Annotated in this window: 9 protein-coding genes; 5 read left to right on the top strand and 4 right to left on the bottom strand. The window is 70.8% G+C overall.

Annotated elements, in window-relative coordinates; genetic code table 11:
• Positions 1-207: 207 nt before the first annotated feature.
• The 3 genes from KLI87_RS02135 to KLI87_RS02145 are packed head-to-tail and all read left to right on the top strand — an operon-like array spanning position 208 to position 4,375.
• Complete coding sequence (locus KLI87_RS02135) at positions 208-672, top strand: MarR family winged helix-turn-helix transcriptional regulator (RefSeq protein ID WP_214615626.1); 465 nt, start codon at positions 208-210, stop codon at positions 670-672.
• Entirely contained in the window at positions 669-2,462 is a 1,794-nt protein-coding gene (locus KLI87_RS02140; protein WP_214615627.1) for an ABC transporter ATP-binding protein, read from the top strand. Before KLI87_RS02135 ends, KLI87_RS02140 begins: the two co-directional genes overlap by 4 nt.
• Positions 2,459-4,375, top strand: a complete 1,917-nt coding sequence (locus KLI87_RS02145; RefSeq protein WP_214615628.1) for an ABC transporter ATP-binding protein — start codon at positions 2,459-2,461, stop codon at positions 4,373-4,375. Before KLI87_RS02140 ends, KLI87_RS02145 begins: the two co-directional genes overlap by 4 nt.
• 75 nt (positions 4,376-4,450) lie before the next feature.
• On the opposite strand, the gene fabV is transcribed toward KLI87_RS02145, so the two are convergent.
• Together fabV and KLI87_RS02155 are read right to left on the bottom strand one after the other, a co-directional pair.
• Complete coding sequence (fabV, locus tag KLI87_RS02150) at positions 4,451-5,650, bottom strand: enoyl-[acyl-carrier-protein] reductase FabV (RefSeq protein ID WP_214615629.1); 1,200 nt, start codon at positions 5,648-5,650, stop codon at positions 4,451-4,453.
• A 34-nt stretch (positions 5,651-5,684) separates the two neighbouring features.
• Positions 5,685-18,776 carry a type I polyketide synthase gene (locus tag KLI87_RS02155; protein ID WP_214615630.1) on the bottom strand — a complete coding sequence of 4,364 codons (13,092 nt, stop codon included), beginning with the start codon at positions 18,774-18,776 and terminating at the stop codon, positions 5,685-5,687.
• Positions 18,777-18,988: 212 nt separating this feature from the next.
• Between KLI87_RS02155 and KLI87_RS02160 the strand changes: the two genes are divergently transcribed.
• Positions 18,989-19,804, top strand: coding sequence for an AfsR/SARP family transcriptional regulator (locus KLI87_RS02160; protein ID WP_214615631.1), 816 nt, complete (start codon positions 18,989-18,991; stop codon positions 19,802-19,804).
• Between the two features lie 213 nt (positions 19,805-20,017).
• Here KLI87_RS02160 and KLI87_RS02165 read toward each other — a convergent pair whose 3' ends face one another.
• The gene (locus KLI87_RS02165) at positions 20,018-20,698 is read right to left on the bottom strand and encodes a response regulator transcription factor (protein ID WP_156217186.1); all 681 of its coding nucleotides are present in this window, start codon (positions 20,696-20,698) and stop codon (positions 20,018-20,020) included.
• Between the two features lie 207 nt (positions 20,699-20,905).
• On the opposite strand from KLI87_RS02165, the gene KLI87_RS02170 reads away from it, so the two are divergent.
• Entirely contained in the window at positions 20,906-21,109 is a 204-nt protein-coding gene (locus KLI87_RS02170; protein WP_214615632.1) for a hypothetical protein, read from the top strand.
• Between the two features lie 902 nt (positions 21,110-22,011).
• Here the strand turns inward: KLI87_RS02170 and KLI87_RS02175 are convergent.
• Positions 22,012-22,818 carry a class I SAM-dependent methyltransferase gene (locus tag KLI87_RS02175; RefSeq protein ID WP_214615633.1) on the bottom strand — a complete coding sequence of 269 codons (807 nt, stop codon included), beginning with the start codon at positions 22,816-22,818 and terminating at the stop codon, positions 22,012-22,014.
• Position 22,819 lies beyond the last annotated feature (1 nt).

Genomic DNA, 22,819 nt, shown 5'->3' on the forward strand with positions numbered 1-22,819 from the left:
GCCAGAGCACCGGCTTTTTGTCGTCTTCGTCATCGTTGCCGGCAGCCGGGTCGCCCTGGGTCTTCGGGCTTGTGTGCAGCGGTGATCACGGTCGGCTGAGCCGTGGGGCCGGGTCGCGGCGGTTCTCTTGATGGTCTTCGTCGTGTGTGCGAGGCTGCTGGAGTGCTACTGCGCACACTGTACTAAGTTTGATAATCTAAATGTGTGATGGCCGAAGCAGTTGAGCCGGGCGTGGTGGTGGCCGCGCTGGCGAAGTCCGTTGAACACGCCCTGCTCCGCGTGGAGTTGACGCTGCCGCAGTACCGGATGCTGTCGGTGCTCACGGTGGAGGAACCGCCGACGGCGTCGCGCGTGGCGTGGATGTTGTCGGTGATGCCGGCGACCGTCACCGCGGTCATGGACGGTCTGGTCGCCGGAAGGTACGTGCGGCGTGAGCGGGATCCGCACGACCGGCGCAAGGTCACGCTCGTGATCACGTCCGAGGGCAGGCACCTGCTGGCCACGGCCAACGAGGAGATCAACCGCAGGTTGGGCGAGCTGGCCTCGTTCCTCGACGCCGAGCAGGCCGAGCGGGCGATGGCCGCGCTGTCGCTGTGGCATGAGGCGCTGGCCGGTGAGAAGCAGGCCGAGTGGGCCGCCCGCGAGGGCGCGCGGAGGAAGGAGTCCAGGTGAGCAAGGTCCATCCGCCGCCGAGCGCGGCGATCGACCCGGATCCGAGTCGCTCCTGGTTGCGGCGGGCGTGGCCGCTGGTCCGGGCGCACAAGTGGATGTTCGGGACGGCGCTGGTGACGTCCGGGGCCAGCACGCTGGTGGCCGTCCAGGTGCCGAAGGTGATCCAGGAGGCGCTCGACAACTCGGTCGTGGCGGACCGGGTGCCGCTGTCGCACTACGTGTGGTGGCTGGTCGCGCTCACGGTGATCATGCTGGTCGTCGGCTACCTGTCCAAGCAGTTGCTGTTCCGCGCCGCCGCCAGGATCGAGTACGACCTGCGCAACATGGTGTACGCGCATCTGACCGGGCTGTCGTTCCCGTTCTACGACCGGGTGCAGAGCGGGCAGCTGATCTCCCGCGCCAACTCCGACATCCGCACGGTGCAGATGTATCTGGGGTTCGCGCCGTATCTGCTGGTGCAGTGCGGTGTCTCGCTGGTGGCGTTCGTGTACATGCTGGCGATCAACGTGCCACTCGCCGTCATGGCCATGCTGCCGATGCCGCTGTTCTACGTGGCGAGCAAGCGCATGCAGCGCTCGATGTTCCCGGTGTCGTGGCTGATCCAGGCCCGGCTGGCCGATGTCGCGACCGTGGTGGACGAGAACGTCAACGGCGTCCGCGTGGTCAAGTCGTTCGCGGCCGAACGGAACCAGCTGTCGCTGCTCCAGAAGGCGGCGACGAGGGTTCGCTGGGCCTATGTGAAGGACGCCGATCTGCGTGCGCGGTGGACGCCCCTGGTGCAGAACCTGCCCAGCATCAGCATGGCGATCGTGCTGCTGTACGGAGGGCACCTCGTCATCGAGGGAAGTCTGGGGATCGGCGCGATCGTGGCCTTCAGCTCGTATCTGCTGATGCTCCAGGTGCCGTTCCGGGTGCTCGGCAAGCTGATCACGTTCGGTCAGCGGGCGTCGGCGGCGGCCAAGCGGCTGTATGAGGTGCTGGACGAGAAGCCGGAGATCGTGGACGCCCCCGGCGCGCTGGAGCTCACCGGGGCGCGCGGTGACGTCGAGTTCAAGGACGTCCGCTTCGGCTACGGCGACGGGCCCGATGTGCTGGACGGGTTCTCGCTGCGGCTACGCGGCGGCGAGACCGTGGCGCTGGTCGGCCGGACCGGCTCCGGGAAGTCCACCGTGGCCAGGCTTCTGCCGCGCTTCTACGACGTCCGCGAGGGGGCGGTCATCGTGGACGGGCATGACGTGCGGGAGCTGACCCTGCACAGCCTGCGCGACGCCGTCGGCATCGTCCTGGACGAGCCGTTCCTGTTCTCGGCGTCGGTCCGCGACAACATCGCCTACGGGCGCCCGGACTCGGGCATCGCCGACATCGAGCGCGTGGCACGGCTGGCGGGGGCGCACGGGTTCATCGGCGAGTTGTCCGAGGGGTATGACACCGTCATCGGCGAACGCGGCTACACGCTGTCGGGCGGGCAGCGGCAGCGCATCGCGATCGCCCGGACCCTGCTGGTGAATCCGCCGGTGCTGGTGCTCGACGACGCCACCAGCGCCATCGACGTCCAGGTCGAGCAGGAGATCCATGCCGGGCTGCGGACCCTGTTCAGCGGCCGGACGACATTGATCATCGCGCACCGGCCGTCCACGATCAGCCTGGCCGACCGCGTGGTGCTGCTGGACGGCGGGCGCGTCGTCGCCGACGGCACGCACACGGAACTGCTGGCGAGCACGCAGCTGTATGCGGAAGTGCTCGCGCAGGCGGACGAGCGCGTCAAGGAGCTGGAGGGTACGGGCCGATGACGTTTCCCGGAGGTGGTGGCGGAGCGGCGTTCACCGGCGGTAACGCGGGCGCGTCGGCCCACCCGTTCGCCGGTGTGCCGCCGGAGATGCGGCCGGGTGTCGAGCGGCTGCTGGAGACCGAGCCGGAGCATCCCGAGCCCGAGGTCGTCTTCGAGCACGGCACGCCCGATCCCGACGGCGCCGGGCTGAGCCTGCGGCGCCTGGTCCGCCCGTACGGGGCGTTGGCGCTGCTGGCCGGTGTGCTCGTGATCGTGGAGGCGGTGACGCTGCAGGCCGGTCCGCTGCTGACCCAGATCGGCATCGACGACGGCATCACGGCGAAGGACTTCGGCGTCCTGGTGGTGGTCGCGGGGATGTACCTGGTCAACCTGGTGGTCACCGGCCTCACGCAGGCCGCGCGGGTCAAGGTGACCGGACGGATCGCCGCGTGGGTGATGAACGACCTTCGGGTCCGGGTCTTCACCCAGTTGCAGCGGCTGTCGCTGAGCTTCTACACCGGCGAGAAGGCCGGTGTGATCATGACCCGGATGACCGCCGACATCGAGAACCTCCAGGCGCTGCTGCAAGAGGGCCTGGTGCAGTTCGCGATCCAGGGCCTGACGATGGTCATCGTCTCGGTGGTGCTGTTCACCTACGACGTGGAGCTGGCGCTCATCACGATCGTGCTGGTCGTGCCCGTCATGACCGCGATGTCGCTGTGGTTCCGCCGCGCGTCCGCCAAGGGCTACCTGCGGGTGCGGGACGCCACCGCCGACGTGATCGCCGACCTCTCCGAGAGCCTCCAGGGCGTGCGCGTCGTCACCGCGCACAACCGGCAGCGGCGCAACGCCGAGCACCACCGGCAGGTCACCGGCGGGTACTTCGACGCCAGCCTCCAGACCGGACGGATCAACTCGATCTACACGCCCGGCACCCAGGTCGTCGGGGTGGCCGGGCAGATCGTCCTGCTGGCCATCGGCGCGGGCATGGTCACCGACGGGACGCTGACGATCGGCGAGCTGGTGGCGTTCCTGCTCTACCTCGGATCGTTCTTCCAGCCCATCCAGCAGTTGGTGCAGCAGTACAACACCTACCAGCAGGGGCAGTCGTCGGTCGTGAAGCTGAGGCAGCTGCTCAGCACCCGGCCGGAGGTCGCGGAGGCGCCCGGAGCCGTCGACCTGCCGCGGGTCGAGGGTGAGATCACCTTCGAGGACGTGTCGTTCGGCTACCTTCCGGACCGGCCGGTGATCTCCGATGTGTCGCTGGAGATCCGGGCCGGCGAGACGGTGGCGTTCGTCGGTCCGACCGGCGCGGGCAAGTCCACGCTCGCCAAGCTGGTCACCCGGTTCTACGACCCGTCCGCCGGGCGGATCCTCATCGACGGGCGCGACCTGCGGGACGTGCGGATCGAGTCGCTGCGCGGGCAACTCGGCGTCGTGCCGCAGGAGCCCTTCCTGTTCGCCGGGCCGCTGCGGGACAACATCCGCTTCGCCACCTCCGACGCGTCCGACGACCGGGTCTGGGAGGCGGTGCGGGCGGTCGGACTGGACGAGGTGGTCGAGCGGCTGCCGGACGGCCTGGACACCGTCGTCCAGGAGCGGGGCCAGTCCCTGTCCTCCGGCGAACGGCAGCTCGTCGCCCTGGCGAGGGCCTTCCTGGCCCAGCCCCGGGTGCTGGTGCTGGACGAGGCCACGTCCAACCTGGACCTCCGGTCGGAGGCCAGGATCGAGAGCGCGCTGGACGTGCTGCTGGAGGGCCGCACCGCGATCCTGATCGCGCACCGGCTGTCCACCGCCATGAAGGCCGACCGCGTGGTCGTCGTGGACGAGGGCCGGATCGTCGAGACCGGTTCGCACGACCGGCTCGTCGCCGCCGGGGGAGCCTACGCCCGGATGTATGCGACCTGGACCAGCCAGGCCGCCGAGGCCGGCTGACGCGACGCGCGAGTCCCGCCCCCGGATCTGGGAGCGGGACTCGTCGGTGTCAGGTGTGGTCGGTGTCGAAGGTGGTCAGCTCGGGTTCGGCCAGGGGAGGTCGGTCTCGACCGGGACGTCGTAGTCGACGCCGGGGACGTCGAATCCGTACAGCGAGCGGGCCTGGGCACGGAACCACGGGATGTCGGCCAGCTCGGTGAGGGTCTCGGGGGTGATCGTCCGCCAGCGCTCGGTCACGGCCGCCTGGACCGGATCGGCCAGCTCCCAGCGGTCGAGGCGGATGCGGCCGGACTCGTCCAGGTCGGGCCGGTCCGTCGTGAGCTGCTCCCACAGCTCGACCGACTGCTCGACGGGGGACGGGAAGCGGTCGCCCAGGACGGCGCGGAGCAGGCTGGCGTAGAGCGGGATGCCGGGGGTGCCGGTCAGCGCGTGGCTGACCGCGGCGCCGTTCACCGAGGTGTAGGCGTGGCCGCCCACCTCGGCGAGCTGCTTGGTCAGGGCGTCCGCGGTGGACTCCAGGTCCCTCTTCGCCGCGCCGATCGTGCCCGCGCGGTAGATCGGCGCGGTGATCGGCGAGCCGATGTAGGTGAGGGCGACCGTGCGGAAACCGTCGCGCAGCAGCCCCCGGTCGGCCAGCGCGGTGATCCAGCGGCCCCAGTCCTCGCCGCCCATGACGCGCACGGTCGCGGCGGTCTCGGCCTCGGTCGCCGGGAGGTGGACGGCCTCGCGCAGGGACGCGGCGCCGTCGCCGGAGAACTCCAGGCTCCAGGTCGTGTACGGCGTGCCGAGGGGCTTGATCACCGAGCGGTGGGTGGTACCGGTGCGGGGGTCGGTGCGCCGGGGCGCGGCGACGCTGTAGATCAGGTAGTCCACGCCGCCGAACCGCTCGGCCAGCAGGTCCAGCGTCTCGGCCTTGGTGGTGTCGGCGAAGGCGTCGGCGTTGCGGAAGGAGAAGTCCGACCCGGTCTCGCGGGCGATCGCCTCGGTCGCGATGGTGCGGTACCAGCCTGGCGAGGCGGTGCGGCGCCCGGCCGGGCGCTCGACGCTGACGCCCACGCCGTCGATGCCGTGGCGCGCCAGCCCCGCGACCGTGATCGCCAGGCCGTAGCCCCCGCTCGCACCGATCACCAGCGCCGTCGGACGCCGCGCCGGCGGCCTCCCGGGCGCGGACACCTCGTCCCACATCCGCGCGACGCCGCGGAAGCACCCGGCCGGATGCGATTCGAGCAGGAGATACCCATGGCCCGTCGGGCTGACGACCCGTGCGGATTTCATCATCATCTCCTCGGGTGGTGAGAGGCCCGACCCATCAGGTTTCGAGCAGGGCCTGTTTGAGGTGCCGAGCCAGCTCGCCCGGTGTCGAGTGCTGAAGAATGGACGAGGAATCCAGAAGCAGGCCGGTCGCCGACTTCAGGCGGTTCCGCAGGGTGAGAACGGACAGCGAGTCGAACCCGAGTTCCCGGAAGACCTGGTTCGGCCGCACGACGTTCGCCGGCCCGAGCCCGAGCACCTCCGAGATATGCGTGCAGACCAGGTCGGACAGCGCCTCGTCCCGGTCGGCCTCCGCCATCGCCGCGAGCCGTTGCCGTAGCGATGTCGTGGAGACCGCGCCTCCGCGCGCGGTGCGTTTGGCGGTGGTCCTGACGAGCGACCTGAACACCGGCGGCAGCGCCGTCCCGGTTCTGGCCTGCCGGGCGAGATCGTCCAGGTCCAGCCTGGCCGGGATCAACACGGGCTCGCTCGCGAGGCGGGCGGCGTCGAACAGCGCGACGGCCTCCGACTCTCCCAGCACGCCGACTCCCGCGATCCGAGCACCGGGCGGTTCGTCGCCAAGCGCCCACGGACCCCAGGCCAGCGACACCGCCGGGGCGCCGCCCGCGCGGCGGCGCCGGGCGAGCGCGTCCAGGGCGGCGGCGGAGGCGGCTTCGGCCGCGGTTCCGCCGCCCGCGGTCCCGGCGAACGAGGAGCACAGGACGACGGTGGCCTTCCCGGCCTCCCGCCCGAGGATCTCCACGGCCGCGACCGTCGCGCGCAGGGTTTCGGCGAGCGAATCGGGGGTCGTCAGGTCGCCCGGCGGCGGCTGCGGTATGTGGACGACCGTGCTCAGCGGACGGCCTGGGGGTAGGCCGTCGATCAGCTCGCGCAGTGCCGGGTTCCTGGCGTCGGTGTGCACGACCCGGTGTGTTCCATGTGCGGAGGCCAGGTGCCGCGCCAAGCACTCACCCATCGCGGTGGGTCCGCCGGTGACCACCACGGTGGTGTCAGGTTCGGTGGGCCGCTCCGTGTCGCTGCTCGGCTTGACCGGTACGAGCCTCGGCACCCTGACCTTCCCCTCGCGCAGAGCCAGGTGCGGCTCGCCGAACATCACGGCTCTCGGTAGGACTCGCCAGGAGCGTTCGTCCGCGTCCATGTCGACGAGCACGAAGCGGCCGGGGTTCTCCGCCTGCGCGGACCGGAGCAGGCCGGAGACCGCCGCGCCCGCGATGTCGACGGCGGCGTCATCGAACGCCGGTACCGCCGAGGTGGTCAGGAACACCGCCGTCGCCGAGGCCGGCGTCTCCGTCTCCAGCAGGGCCTGCACCTGGCGCAACGCCTCCCGTGCGGTGGCGCCGACCTCCCCGTCCGGCGGGACGCTGAACACGAGGTGGTCCGGCACGGCTCCGGCCAGGGCGCCGAGTTCCGGGAATGCCTCCGCCTGCACGCCTGCGGCCGCCAGCCCCGCCACGGCGAGGAGCGCGTCCGGGCCGATGACCGCCCAGCTCGCCTTGCGCGGCAGGGATCTCGCGTCGTGGTGGTCGACCCACGCCTCCCGGTACAGCGCGTGGAGCTGCGCGGCCTTGGCCGCCTGCAACTGCCCCGAATCCGTCGGGGTGATGCTGACTCCGCCGACCTCGGCGACCGGGTCGCCCACGCTGTCGGCCAGCAGGATCGACACCGACCCGGCCTGGTTCGGGCTGATCCGCACCCGCAGGATCGTCGCGCCGACGCTGTGCACCGCGACGCCGCGCCAGGTCGTCGCCAGCCCGGGGCCGTCGCCGTAAGCGGCGTGGAGTGCGGCGTCGAGGAGCGCGGGGTGGATCGTGTAGGCGTCGGGCTCGGTGGGGAGGGTGATCTCGGCGTAGACGCGGTCGTTGTGGCGCCAGATCTGGTGGAGGCCCTGGAACGTCGGACCGTAGTGGTACCCCTGGGTGGCGAGGGTGTCGTAGGAGACGTCGAGGGGGCGTGCGCCGGTAGGGGGCCAGGTGCTCAGGTCCCAGTCGGCAGGGGGCGTCCGGGTGTCGAGGAGGCCGGTGGCGTGGCTGGTCCAGGGCGTGTCGGTGCCGGTGTCGGGGCGGGCGTCGATGCGGATGGGCCGCGCCTCGTCGCCGGGTGCGGGCTCTCCGATCTCCACGCGTAGTCGCAGGGCGCCGTGTTCGGGGAGCAGGAGCGGGGTGTGGGTGGTCAGCTCGCGGATCACGCCGTGGCCGATGTGGTCGGCGGCATGGGACGCCAGCTCGATGAAGACGGCGCCGGGCAGCACGGTGATGTCGGCGACCTTGTGGTCGGCGAGCCAGGGGTGGGTGGTCAGGGAGATCCGGCCGGTGAAGACCGTGCTGGCGGCGCCTTCGGTGACGGCGGTGAGCAGCGGGTGGTCGGCGGTGGTCAGGCCCGCACTGCTGACATCGCCCCGGACGGGGTGGGGTGTGAGCCAGTAGCGGTCGCGTTGGAAGGGGTAGGCGGGCAGGGTGGCGTGGCCGCCGCTGTGGTGGTGGTCGGTGCCGGCGCCGGCGGTGAAGGCGTGTCCGGCGGCGAGCAGGAAGGTGGTCAGGTCACCCTCGTCGCGGCGGAGCGTCGCGATGCTGCGGGCGGACGCGGCGGTGTCGTCGATGGTGTCCTGGATACCGGGGACCAGCACCGGGTGGGGGCTGGACTCGATGAAGGTGTCGTAGCCGTCCTTGAGAAGCCGCCGGATGGTGGCCTCGAACTCGACCGTGCCGCGAAGGTTGCGGAACCAATAGTCGGCGTCCAACTCGGTGGTGTCGATCCGCTGCCCGGTCACCGTGGAGTAGAAGTGGACGTCGCTGGGCCGGGGGCTGATCGGGGCGAGCAGGTTCAGTAGCTCCTCGCGGATCTGGTCGACGTGCGGGGAGTGCGAGGCGTAGTCGACGGGAATGCGCCAGGTCCGGACGTCATCGGCCTCTAGAAGTGTTTGCAGCTCATCGAGGGCTTGGACGCCGCCGGAGACCACGGTGGCTCCGGGACCGTTGATCGCGGCGATGCCGATGTCACCGTTCCATTGCTTCAGGCGGGGCCGGACCTGGTCGACCGGCAGCGCGATGGAGACCATGCCGCCCTGCCCGGCCAGGGCACGGATCGCCTGGCTGCGCAGCGTCACGACGCGCGCGGCGTCCTCCAACGACAACGCTCCGGCGACACATGCGGCGGCGATCTCCCCTTGCGAATGCCCCAGCACGGCGGCCGGACGGAGGCCGTGGGATTCCCAGAGCGCGGCCAAGGACACCATCACCGCGAACAACGCCGGTTGCACCACGTCCACCCGGGTGAGGAGCCGCGCGCCGTCGTCGTCGAGCAATACCTGAAGCAGGTCCCAATCGACGTGGGCGGAAATGGCATGCGCGCATTCGTCGAGACGGTTCCGGAACACGGGGGCGGTCGCGTAGAGGTCGCGGGCCATGGAATCCCATTGCGAACCTTGGCCGGGGAACGTCAGCACGGACTTGCCCTCACCGGCCGTCCCGGTGACGACGTCGTCTGAGGGGACGCCCTCCGCCAGCGAGGTCAGTCCCGACAGCAGTTGCTCGCGGGTGGTGCCGACCACGACGGCGCGGTGCTCGAAAGCCGTGCGTGCGGCCAGCGTCGCGGCGACGTCGGCGAGAGACAGGTCCGAGTCGGCGGCTGCGGCGATCCGTGATGCATAGGCTCGCAACGCCTGCTGGGTTCGGGCTGAGAGTACCCATCCCACTGGCCCGTCCTCGGACGGCTCCTCGGTGGCCGACTCTGATTGTGGTGCCTGCTCCAGAATCACGTGGGCGTTGGTGCCGCTGATACCGAACGACGACACCCCCGCACGGCGCGGCCGATCGGTCGAAGGCCATTCGCGGGCCTCGGTGAGCAGCCGGACACCGCCGCTGCTCCAGTCCACGTGCGGGGTCGGCTCGTCGGCGTGCAAAGTGGGCGGCAGCACGCCGCGTTGCAGGGCTTCGACCATTTTGATGACGCCGCCGATGCCCGCCGCCGCCATCGTGTGGCCGACGTTCGACTTCAGCGAGCCCAGCCACAGGGGGCGGTCGAGCGAGTGTTCTTTTCCGTAGGTGGCGAGTAGGGCCTGCGCTTCGATCGGGTCGCCGAGCCGGGTGCCCGTGCCGTGGCCTTCGACCACGTCGACGTCCGCGCCGGTGAGCCCGGCGTTGGCCAGCGCCCGGCGGATCACCCGCTGCTGCGAAGGACCATTGGGCGCGGTCAACCCGTTCGACGCGCCGTCCTGGTTCACCGCCGAACCCCGCAACACCGCCAACACCCGATGACCGTTGGCGCGAGCGTCGGACAGGCGTTCGAGGAGCACCAAACCGGCCCCCTCGCCCCAGCCGGTGCCGTCGGCCGACGCCCCGAACGCCTTGCACCGCCCATCGACGGACAACCCGCGCTGCCGCGAGAACTCCACCAGCACTCCCGGCAAGGACATCACGCTCACGCCGCCGGCCAACGCCAGAGAACACTCGCCGTTCCGCACCGCGTGAGCGGCCTGATGCAAGGCCACCAGCGACGACGAACACGCCGTGTCCACCGTCACCGCCGCGCCTTCCGAACCCAGGAAGAACGCCACTCGACCCGAGATGACGCTCCCGCTGGTGCCGGTCAGAACGTATCCGTCGGCCTCCACCGAACCCTCGTGCATCGGCGGCCCGTAATCCTGGGACAGCGCGCCGATGAACACGCCGGTATCGCTGCCGCGCAACGAGCCCGGTTCGATCCCGGCGTGCTCCAACGTCTCCCACACCGTTTCCAGCAACAACCGCTGCTGCGGATCCATCGCCAACGCCTCACGCGGCGAGATCCCGAAGAACGCGGCATCGAACTCCCCCGCGCCGTCGAGGAAGTAGCCCTTGTCGACGTAGCTCTTGCCGGTGCGCCTCGGATCCGCGTCGAACAGGTCGTCCAGGTCCCAGCCCCGGTCTCGCGGCAGCCCGCCGATGACGTCCCGGCGCGACAGCGTCAGATCCCACAGTTCGCCCGGCGACCGGACACCACCGGGAAAACGGCAGCCCATACCGACGACGGCGATCGGCTCCCCCCTCCCCGCCGGGGCCGGCGCCGCCGGGGCGGCGACGTGGACGACCTCGCCCAGCAGCTCGCCGCGCAAGAGCACCGCCAGTGCCGACGGGGTCGGGTGGTCGAACACCACGGTGGACGGCAGCCGCAGCCCGGTGACGTCGTTCAGCCGGTTCCGCAGCTCCATCCCGGACAGCGAGTCGACGCCCAGTTCCCGGAACGCGACGTCCGGCTGCACGGAGCCCGCACCGGCGTGGCCGAGCACGGTGGCGGTGTGCGAGCGCACGAGTTCGAGCAGCTCGCGATCGACGTCCTCGGCCGGGCGTCCGGCCAGCCGGTCGGCGAGCGACGTGCCGGCCGCCGTGACCGAGGTGGCCGCGCGCCGCGTCCGGACGAGTCCGCGGAACACCTCGGGCAGGCTCGCCTCCCGGGCCTGTGCGCGCAACCGGTCCAGGTCGAGCGCGGCCAGAGTCGCGTTGACCTCACCGGAGGCGAGCGCAGCGTCGAACAGCGCGACGCCCTCGTCCGATGGCAGCGGTTTCAGCCCGGTGCGGGCCATCCGAGCGATGTCCGCATCGCCCAGGTCGCCGGTCAGTTCGCTGCGCTCGCCCCAGAGGCCCCAGGCGAGCGAGGTCGCCGGGAGTCCGGTGGCGTGGCGGTGCTGGGCGAGCGCGTCGAGAAAGGTGTTCGCGGCGGCGTAGTTTCCCTGGCCCGCGTTGCCGATCGTGCCCATGATCGAGGAGAACAGCACGAACGCGGAGAGCCCGAGGTCGCTGGTCAGGTCGTGCAGGTTCCACGCCGCGTCCAGCTTGGGCCGCAGTACCGCGTCGAGCCGCGCCGGCGTCATCCCGGTCATCAGCCCGTCGTCCAGGGCCCCCGCCGCGTGGACCACGCCGGTGAGGGGGCGGTCGGCGGGGATCTGCGCGATGAGCGCGGAGAGCGCGTCCCGGTCGGCGACGTCGCAGGCGGCGACCGTCGCCTCGGCGCCCAGTCCGGACAGCTCGGCGACCAGGCCCGCGGCTCCGGGGGAGTCCCCTCCACGCCGCGAGACCAGCAACAGGTCCCTCACCCCGTGCTTCGCGGCCAGGTGCCGGGCGAACAGCCCGCCGAGCGTTCCGGTGCCGCCGGTGATCAACACGGTGCCGCCGTCCAGGCGCCGGGGTACACCTTCCGCTACCCGTGGTCGGTCCTCTGAACCGGCCTTGGCCAGCCTCGGCACCAGGACCTGGCCGTCGCGCAGCGCGCACTGGGCGGCGCCACCGGCCAGCGCGGACGGCAGCGCGGCGAGCGAGCGACCATCGTCCTCAACGTCGACCAGCACGAGCCGCCCGGGGTTCTCGGTCTGCGCGGAGCGGAGCAGCCCCCAGACGGGTGCGGTGGTGAGATCGGGGGCGGGCTCGCCGCGTCCGGTCATCACCGCGTGCCGGGTCACGACGACCAGCCGCGCGTCCGCGAACCGGTCGTCGGACAGCCACACCTGGACGAGGTCGAGCGCGTCGTTCAGCACCGTTCGGGCGGCTTCGGGAACGTCCGGCGCGTCGTCACCCGCGATGCACACGACCACGTCGCGCGAGCCGTCGGGCAGCTCGGACAGCTCGGCGGCCTCATGCCGATCAACGGTCCCCGTCACCGCGCGCAGGCCGAACGGGTCATGGCCGACCAGCGCGATCCGGGTGGGCGGCTCCGCGGGCGCCGTCGGCGCGGGTACCCATTCCAGGTGCAGGACGGAGTCGTGGTTCGCGGCCGGGGCGCCGAGGTCGGCGACGTCGGCCGGAAGCATGGCCAGGGAGGTCACCCCGACGACGGGCGCTCCGGCACCGTCCGCCGCGCGCAGCCGGAGCGCGTTGTCCCCCACCGGCGACACCGCGAGCCGCAGTGTGGACGCGCCGGATGCGTGCAGCGTCACGCCTTCCCAGGTGTGGGGCAGCCGTATCCCGCCGTCGTTCGGCAGGACCTGGCCCATCAGGGCGCCGTGGATCGTGGCGTCGAGGAGCGCGGGGTGGATGTCGAAGGTGTCGGGCTCGGTGGGGAGGGTGATCTCGGCGTAGACGTGGTCATTGTGGCGCCACATCTTCTGGAGCCCTTGGAAGATCGGGCCGTAGTGGTATCCGAGGGTGGCGAGGGCTTCGTAGGAAGGGTCGAGGGGGCGTGCGCCGGGCGGGGGCCAGGCGGTGAGGTCCCAGTCGGCGGGGGGCGTCCGGGTGTCGAGGAGGCCGGTGGCGTGGCTGGTCCAGGGCGTGTCGGTGCCGGTGTCGGGGCGGGCGTCGATGCGGATGGGCCGCGCCTCGTCGCCGGGTGCGGGCTCTCCGACTTCCACGCGTAGTCGCAGGGCGCCGTGTTCGGGGAGCAGGAGCGGCGTCTGGACGGTGAGTTCGCGGATGGTGCCGCAGTCGACATGGTCGGCGGCGAAGAACGCGAGTTCGATGAATGCGGCGCCGGGCAGCACGATGGTCTCGGCGACCTTGTGGTCGGCGAGCCAGGGGTGGGTGGTCAGGGAGATCCGGCCGGTGAAGACCGTGCTGGCGGCGCCTTCGGTGACGGCGGTGAGTAGTGGGTGGTCGGCGGTGGTCAGGCCCGCGCTGCTGACATCGCCCCGGCTGGGTGTGAGCCAGTAGCGGTCGCGTTGGAAGGGGTAGGCGGGCAGGGTGGCGTGGCCGCCGCTGTGGTGGTGGGCGGTGCCGGCGCCGGCGGTGAAGGCGTGTCCGGTGGCGAGCAGGAAGGTGGTCAGGTCACCCTCGTCGCGGCGGAGCGTCGCGATGCTGCGGGCCGGGGTATCTGTGGTGTCGATGGTGTCCTGCACCCCGGGCGCCAGGACGGGGTGGGGGCTGGACTCGATGAAGGTGTCGTAGCCGTCCTTGAGAAGCCGCCGTGTGGTGGCCTCGAACTCGACCGTGCCGCGAAGGTTGCGGAACCAATAGTCGGCGTTCAACTCGGTGGTGTCGATCCGCTGCCCGGTCACCGTGGAGTAGAAGTGGACGTCGCTGGGCCGGGGGCTGATCGGGGCGAGCAGGTTCAGTAGCTCCTCGCGGATCTGGTCGACGTGCGGGGAGTGCGAGGCGTAGTCGACGGGAATGCGCCAGGTGCGAGTGCTCTCGTCCTCAAAAACTGCCTGCAACTCATCGAGGGCGTGAGCGCCACCGGAGACCACGGTGGCCCCTGGGCCGTTGATCGCGGCGATGCCGATGTCACCGTTCCACTGCTTCAGGCGGGGCCGGACCTGGTCGACCGGCAGCGCGATGGAGACCATGCCGCCCTGCCCGGCCAGGGCACGGATCGCCTGGCTGCGCAGCGTCACGACACGCGCCGCGTCCTCCAGCGACAACGCTCCGGCGACACATGCGGCGGCGATCTCTCCTTGCGAGTGTCCTAGTACTGCGGCCGGACGGAGTCCGTGGGATTCCCAGAGCGCGGCCAAGGACACCATCACCGCGAACAACGCCGGTTGCACCACATCCACCCGTGACAGAAGCGGCGCGCCGTCGTCGGCCAGCAGAACCTGCAACAGGTCCCAATCGACGTGGGCCGAGATGGCGTGCGCGCATTCGTCGAGACGGTTCCGGAACACAGGGGAAGCCGCATAGAGGTCGCGGGCCATGGAATCCCATTGCGAACCTTGGCCCGGGAACACCAACACGCACTTACCGCTCCCGGCGACCCCGGTCACGACAGCCTCCGAGGGTTCACCCTCGGCCAGAGATGCCAGCCCGGCCAGCAACTGCTCGCGGGTGGTGCCGACCACGACGGCGCGGTGCTCGAAAGCCGTGCGCGCGGCCAGTGTCGCGGCGACGTCGGCGAGAGACAGGTCCGAGTCGGCGGCTGCGGCGATCCGTCCCGCATACGCCCGCAACGCCTCCTCAGAGCGGGCCGATAGCACCCACCCCACCGGCCCCTCCGCAGAAGGCTCCAAGGTGACCTGTTCCGGTTGTGGTGCCTGCTCCAGAATCACGTGGGCGTTGGTGCCGCTGATACCGAACGACGACACCCCCGCTCGACGCGGCCGACCGAGCGAAGGCCATTCACGGGCCTCGGTGAGCAGCCGGACGCCGCCGCTGCTCCAGTCCACCTGAGGGGTCGGCTCGTCGGCGTGCAAAGTGGGTGGCAGCACGCCATGCCGCAGGGCTTCGACCATTTTGATGACGCCGCCGATGCCCGCCGCCGCCATCGTGTGGCCGACATTGGATTTCAGCGAGCCCAGCCACAGCGGCTGATCCGGCGAATGCTCGTTGCCGTAGGTGGCCAGCAGCGCGTGCGCTTCGATCGGGTCCCCGAGCTTGGTGCCCGTGCCGTGCCCCTCGACCGCGTCGACATCGGCGCCGGTGAGCCCGGCGTTGGCCAGCGCCCGGCGGATCACCCGCTGCTGCGAAGGACCATTGGGCGCGGTCAACCCGTTCGACGCGCCATCCTGGTTCACCGCCGAACCCCGCAACACCGCCAACACCCGATGACCGTTGGCGCGAGCGTCCGACAAGCGTTCGAGGAGCACCAAACCGGCCCCCTCGCCCCAGCCGGTGCCGTCGGCCGACGCCCCGAACGCCTTGCACCGCCCATCCACGGACAACCCGCGCTGCCGCGAGAACTCCACCAGCATCCCCGGCGAAGACATCACCGTCACGCCGCCGGCCAACGCCAGAGAGCATTCCCCGTTCCGCAGCGCCTGGGCGGCCTGATGCAAGGCCACCAGCGACGACGAACACGCCGTGTCCACCGTCACCGCCGGCCCTTCCGAGCCAAGGAAGAAGGCCGCCCGGCCGGACGCGACGCTTCCGGCGGTACCGGTGAGGACATATCCGTCGACGCCTCCATACGGACTGTCCAACCGTGGGCCGTAGTCACCCGCCATGGCGCCGATGAACACACCGGTATCGCTGCCGCGCAGCGAGCCCGGTTCGATCCCGGCGTGCTCCAACGTCTCCCACACCGTTTCCAGCAACAACCGCTGCTGCGGATCCATCGCCAACGCCTCACGCGGCGAGATCCCGAAGAACGCGGCATCGAACTCCCCCACGCCGTCGAGGAAGCCCCCATGCCGGACGTAGGCCCGGCCGGAGGCCGCCGGGTCCGCGTCGAACAGGTCGTCCAGGTTCCAGCCCCGGTCTCGCGGCAGTTCCGATATCGCGTCGCGCCCCGACAGCGTCAGATCCCACAGTTCGCCCGGCGACCGGACACCACCGGGAAAACGGCAGCCCATACCGACGACGGCGATCGGCTCCCCCCTCCCCGCCGATGCGGGAGCGACGATGCTCACCGCGTTGTCCGCACCGGTGAGTTCCGCGTGCAGGTATGCCGCAAGCCGCTCGACGGTCGGATGGTCGAACACCAGCGATCCGGACAGGACCAGCCCGAGTTCGCGGGAAAGCCCGTCGGTCAACTCGACGGCGGTCAGTGAGGTGAGCCCGAGGTCCTTGAACGACGTCGTCATGTCGACCGTGTCGTATTCCAGAACCGCCGCGAGGTGCCTGCGCACCTGGTCGCGCACTCCCTCGCGATCGCGGACGGGCAGCGGCTGCGCCGCGCGTTCGGCCTCCCGCGTTTCACCGATCCAATGGCGACGGCGCTGAAAGGCGTACGTGGGCAGCGCGACTCTGCGGCCGCCGTTCGTCAGCGGCGTCCAGTCCACGACGGCGCCGGCCGCGTGCATGGTTCCGAGCGCCCTCAGAAGCGTGCGGACCTCGGCCTGCCCGCTCCGCAGCGTGGAGGCCATTGCCGAGGTGTTGTCGGCGAGCGTTTCCCTGGCCATTCCGACGAGTACGGGCTCGGGGCCGAGTTCGAGAAACCGGGAGACGCCCGCGTCCCGGAGGGTGCGGATTCCGTCCGCGAAGCGGACGGCATCACGGATGTGGCGTTTCCAATAGCCGGGGTCGGTCAGCTCGGCCGTCTCGGCGAAGCGCCCGGTGAGGTTCGAGACGATCGGGATCCGCGGGGCGTGGAAGGCCAGCCCGCTGACGGCGTCGGCGAACTCGTCCAGGATCCCGTCGAGGTGGTGGGAGTGGAAGGCGTGGCTGACGTTGAGCCGCTTGGTCTTCACCCCCGTGGCCCGGAAGGCTTCCGCCAGCGCGAGCACCGGTCCGGTGTCGCCGGAGATCACGACCGAACCGGGGCCGTTGACCGCCGCGACGCCCACCCCCGAGACGGGGAGCAGCGCCCGCACGTCGTCCTCGGCCGCGTTGACGGCCACCATCGCCCCTCCGGCCGGCGCCGCCTGCATCGACCGGCCGCGCGCCGCGACGAGCGCGCAGGCGTCGGGCAGCGACAGCACCCCCGCGACATGCGCGGCGGTGACCTCGCCGATCGAATGGCCGATCAGGTGATCCGGACGCACTCCGAACGACTCCACCAGCCGGAACAGCGCCGTCTCCAGCGCGAACAAGGCCGCCTGCGTGAACCGGGTCTCCTCCAGCGGGGCGGCGTCGGACCACATGATCTCCCGCAGCTCCGCGTCCAGCAGCGGATCGAGTTCCGCGCACACGGCGTCGAGGGCCTCGGCGAACACCGGGAACTCCGCGTGGAGCCGCCGTCCCATACCGGTTCGCTGCGCACCCTGCCCGGTGAACATGAACGCCGTGCCGCCCTCGGAGACCTCGCCCGACACGACGTTCGGCGCGGGACGGTCCGCCGCGAGCGCGGTCAGGCCGCCGACCAGTTCGGCCGCGTCCGCGCCGAACACGGCGGCGCGGTGCGCGAACGCGGCGCGGGTGGTGGCCAGCGAGAATCCGATGTCGAGCGGACGGGGGGCGTCCGATGCGGCGACGTGCTCAGCCAGCCGGGCGGCCTGGGCGCGCAACGCCTCGGCGGTGGCGCCGGACACCAGCCAGGGGACCGTGCCCGCGCTCTCGGGACGGCCCCCTTCGCCCGGTGCCGCATCGGGGGCCTGCGCGAGCACCAGGTGGCAGTTCGTCCCGCCCATCCCGAACGACGACACACCCGCCACCCGCAGCCCGTCGCGCGGCCACCCGCGCAGTTCGGTGGCGACCTCGATGCCCAGCCCGGCCAGGGGCAGGTCGTCCGGCGGAGCGACGAAGTTCAAGCTCGCGGGGACCTGCCCCCGGTGGACGGCCAGCGCCGCCTTGATGAAACCGGCGATCCCCGCCGCGCCCTCCAGATGCCCGACGTTGGTCTTCGCCGAGCCCACCACCAGCGGGCGGTCCCGGTCGGCGAAGACCGCGGCCAGCGCCGCCGACTCCACCCGGTCCCCGACCGGTGTGCCGGTGCCGTGCAGTTCCACGTAGCCCACGTCGGCGGGGTCCGACCCGGCGTCGGACAGGGCCAGCCGCAGCACCTTCTCCTGTCCCGACCGGCTCGGCCGGGTCAACTGCTCGCCGCCGCCGTCGTTGTTCACCGCGCCGCCGCGGATCACGCACAGCACCTCGTGGCCGTGGACGCGGGCGTCCGCCAGCGGCATGAGGACGACCATTCCGGCACCCTCGCCGCGCACGTACCCGTTGGCGCGCGCGTCGAAGGTGTAGCAGCGGCCGTCCGGCGACAGGGCGCCGAACCCGCTCGCGGTCGCCGTCGACTCCGGCGCGAGGATCAGGTTCACCCCGCCCGCCAGCGCCCACGCCGACTCGCCCCGGCGCACGCTCTCGTACGCCTGGTGCAGGGCGACCAGGGCCGAGGACTGCGCCGAGTCCACCACCGCGCTCGGGCCGGTCAGCCCCAGGAAGAACGAGATCCGGTTCGCGAGGATGCCGCGCTGGAGCGCGGACAGGGTGAAGCTGTCGACCGCTCCCTCGCCCTGGTCGTGCACCAGCCTGGAGTAGTCGTCCCCCATCGCGCCGACGAAGACGCCCGCGCGGTCGCCGCGCACCGTCGAGGGCTCGATTCCCGCGCGTTCGACGGCCTCCCATGCCAGCTCCAGCATCAGCCGCTGCCGCGGATCCATCGCCGCCGCCTCGCGCGGCGACACCCCGAAGAAGCCCGCGTCGAAATCCGCGACCCCGCCGATCAGCCCGGCCCGGCCCGCCCGGGTGCCGACGTGCGCGGCGCGGTCGGCGGGCACCTCGCCGACGGCCTCCCGGCCCGCCGAGAGCAGGTCCCAGTACGCCCCGGGCGAGTTCGCGCCCGGAAAGCGGCACGCCAGCCCGACCACCGCGACGACGTCGTGACCATTGGATATCCCGGAGTTATCTGTCATGGCAGCGGGTTCTCACTCTGCTCTCAGGGACGGGCCGGAGCACCGGACGCGAACTCTTCGTCCATGGCAATGCGACGAAGGTTGTATCGACGCGACCCGACATGATCACCGGCGTGGGATCTTCGCCCCTGAGCGTTGCAAGCCCGGCAAAGGGCTCGGCAGAATCTGAATCGAGGCCTCGACCCATCGGACACCAGGTAAAGGATTCACCAGTGTTGCGATTCAAGGTGCTCGGCCGCCTCACCGTCACCAACGATCTCGGTGACTGCACGCCGACCGCGCCGATGGTGCGGCGTGTGCTCGGGCTGCTGCTCCTGTGCACGAACAACATCGTCACGCTCGACGCGATCATCGACGAGCTGTGGGGCGACAAACCGCCCAAGAGCGCCGTCCCCACCGCGCAGACCTACATCTACCAGCTACGGCGCCAGTTCGAACCGTGGCTGCCCGCCGATACCGTCGAGCAGGTGCTCGGCACCTACGGCACCGGTTACATACTCCGGGTGAACCCCGACCAGCTCGACCTGGAGGCGTTTCTCAAGCTGGCCGAGCAGGGGCGCACCGCGCTCACCGCCGGTGATCCGGCCGCGGCGGCGCGGCTGCTCCGGCAGGCGCTCGACCTCTGGTCGGGGCCGGCGCTGGCCGACGTGACGGCGGGACGGGCCATCGAGGCGCACGTCGTCCATCTCATGGAGCAGCGGTCGCACACCCTGGAACTGCGCATCCAGGCCGACGCGATGCTCGGCGGGCACCGGGAGCTCGTCGGAGAGCTGAAGGCCATGCTGCTGACCAACCCGCTCAACGAGTGGTACCACGCGCAGCTCATCAAGGCGCTGGCCAGCATCGGCAGACGGCACGAAGCGCTGCTCGCCTACCAGGACCTGCGCAAGACACTGTCGATCGAACTCGGGCTCGAACCGTCGGACGTGCTGCAACGGCTGCACCAGGAGGTGCTGACCGGACGCGACTCCTGGTCGGACTGGCTCACCCCGGGCGCGGCCGCGAAGCGGCTCCCGGCCGACAGCTAGGACGACGCGGCCGGACCCGGGGGCCGGGTCCGGCTGCCAGGAACCGTCCGCCGCGGAGCGACCGGCCACCGTCGATGATGACGGTGCGCCCGGTACTTCAGGGCGCGGCACACTCCAGGGCGCGGCACGCTCCGGGGCGCGGCACGTTTCAAGGTGCGGCACGCTCCAGGGCGCGGCAGCCTTCTCCGGTTTGCCACGCTCCACGGATTGTCTCTACGGATTCCAATAAAGGTCTTGCCCGGCGGGGGTGATGATGCCGCCCGCGATCGCCTTGTTGACCGCCTCAAGCCTCGTGCGGGCGCCCAGCTTGGCGAAAATGGCCCCCAGATGGCGTTTCACGGTGCCCTCGGCGATGGTCAGCCGCCGTGAGATCTGCCGGTTGCTCATCGCCTTGCTCACCAGTGTCAGAACTTCGAGCTCGCGTTCGGTGAGCACCTCTGGATAGTTCGCCGCCGAGGCGATATGGGTCAGCGCGTCCGCGGACACGTGCAGCACAATGCGGCTGTCGTCGGCGCACACCGCGCGGATACTGGAAACCAGGTCGGTGCGGCTCACCGACTTGATGAGATAGCCGCGAACACCGCAGTCGAGCAATTGACGCAGCAGCACCGGCGCATCGGTCATGCTCACGACCAGGATTCGGGCGCCCGGCGCTACGGCGCGAATGGCGTGCACGGTCTCGGTGACCGACTCGCCGGAAATATCCGCGTCCAGCAGAACGGCGTCGGGTTGTTCGGTCCGGCAGGGTTCGATACCGGACGCACCGCTGGCCGCGTCGCCGACCACGACCATATCCGGTTCCACGTCGAGCGCCTCGCGCATCATCTCGCGCAGCATCGTGTGGTCGTCGATCAGTACAATTCGTAGCTGACTGTCGTGGCCTTTCGGCATCATCCACTCCCCCAGCGGGAACGACGATTCCTACAGCGGTGCGGGCATCCTCGGGAGATCGAGCACAGAGAACTCTCCGTCGAGCAGCCGCGTTCGCGCCGGGGCGGGTGGGAGCCCGTTGCCATCCGGCTTCGCGAAGGCCGGGCGGCCTCCCGCGACACGGCCGGCGACTACAACGCTGGTGGCCTGGTCGGGTCTCTCCTCGCCGAGGTGGCTCCGCAGGGTTCGTTGGACGGCGCCGTCGACGGTGACGTGCCGGAGGTCGTGCACGAGGCGGCGGCCTTCACCGGACCCGCCCCCGCGGATGGTGTCCGGCAGAGGTCTTCCGCGTGCCCGGTGACCGAGGCCGCCCGCCGGCTCGCGCTCCGCGAGCAGACGCAGGCGGTCGAGTCCGATCGGCCGATGTTCCGTTAATTCCCGAGCCGCACAAGCTGCCACTTTCCCCATCCCCATCACCCCCCCGAACGCTCGTCTGTGACATCTGTCACTACGATTCCGTTGTTCGCAACGATGATCATCCAGAGGTTACCGCACGCCAGGAGTATGAGCAAACATGGCGCATTCAACTGAATCCAGCACCCGAACACGGACGGATCTGGTCAGCTTCGGCCACGCCGAGGGCAAGCGTCGCGCCATTCCGAGCCCTCGGGACCAAGCGGTTGCTTCAGGCACGGATGGGAGGTCACGGGTGCCTGGCCGCCGCGCCAGTACTTCCCCGGGGCGCGGGCCTGTCACCATCTGATGCGGCGAACTTCGGGCCGTAGCGCGAGCACCTGACAATAGACCCGCTAACCCTCGATTGAAACACGCCCGCCGACGTCATGGGCGAACATCCACTAACAGCCGGGAAACCGGTGTGCGGCATCCGGTTGAGCCCGAAACGTAAACCACCCAATCCCTGAAGCTTCGCAATCCGCGCGCGCCGCGGCCTCGGCCGGTCCCCGTCCCGGCGCGGGCGCCGCCCGGGAGCACGGCGGCCTCGACGCCGAGCGGCGCCGGAGCGGTGGCCACCGGCCGCGGTCGGCCCGGAGCGGGACGTGAGGTCCCGGAACGGCGGCGCCCGCCCCGTCAGGTGTGTGGCGCGGACTCCGGCAGAGCACATCGGCGCGGCCCGGGGCGGGCACGGCGACCCGGCCCGCCGACATGGGCGGGCGGCCTCGCCGCACTCTCGCACACCGGGCCGACCAAACCCGAGCACACCGAAGCCGAGCCCTCACCCGCCGTCCTCGCCCGCCGCCGGGCATGCGATAGCAAGTCGCCTTGACCTCGAAACTCAGACCTCCTGAGGTGTCACAGCGTCGAATGCAATGGCCACGTCACTTCGGTATCCGGACGATGGTCGTGTACGCGTGGTTGGTGACCATCTCAAATTCCGGATCAAGAAGCGTCTCCAGCATCACGGTGATGTCCGCCTCGGTCAGGCCGGTCTGGTTCAAGAGGAAGGACTCCATCATGGAGATGTGCATGCGGGCGAGTTTCGCGCTCGGCTCCCCGCCCCGGCCGGGCGCCTGGTAGTCCCGCACCGTGATGTCCTCGTATCCGGCGGCGGACAGCACGTCCCGGGTGCGCGACGCCCAGGCCAGATCCATTCCCGTCTGCTCGCCGAGTTTGTGCACGGCGCTGTGGAACTCATCGAAGACGCGTTCCTTGTATTCGTCCACGGGCGATCTGATCAGGCTCCCGTCAGCGCAGGCGCAGGCCCAGTCGGTGAGCACCAGCGCGCCACCGGGACGCAGGTGCTCCGCCAACCTCACCGCGATGGCGTCCCGGTCGACCAGGTGCATCAGCAGCAGCCGGGCGTGGATCAGGTCGAACTTCGGCTCCGGCCACGGGTCGGCGGTGAGGTCGTGGCGGATCGCCTCGATCCGCGGGTGGTCGGGCACGTGCTGCGGTTTGAGGTCGCTGGCCACCACGTGCCCGTTCACGCCGCCCCGCGCGGCCAGCCAGCGGGCGACCGAGCCGTCCCCGGTGCCCACGTCCCAGCTGCGGTAACCGTGGCTGACGACCACCTCGCCCAGCACGCCGAACGTCTCCCGGTTGAGGATCTGGGCGAGCAGGGCCAACTGCTCGCCCGCCACCGGCGCGTCATTGTCGAAGCGTTCCTCGTGGTCTGTGTTGTACATG

Origin of the sequence: Actinomadura sp. NEAU-AAG7, assembly GCF_018603865.1 — a bacterium.
GTDB lineage: Bacteria > Actinomycetota > Actinomycetes > Streptosporangiales > Streptosporangiaceae > Spirillospora > Spirillospora litoris.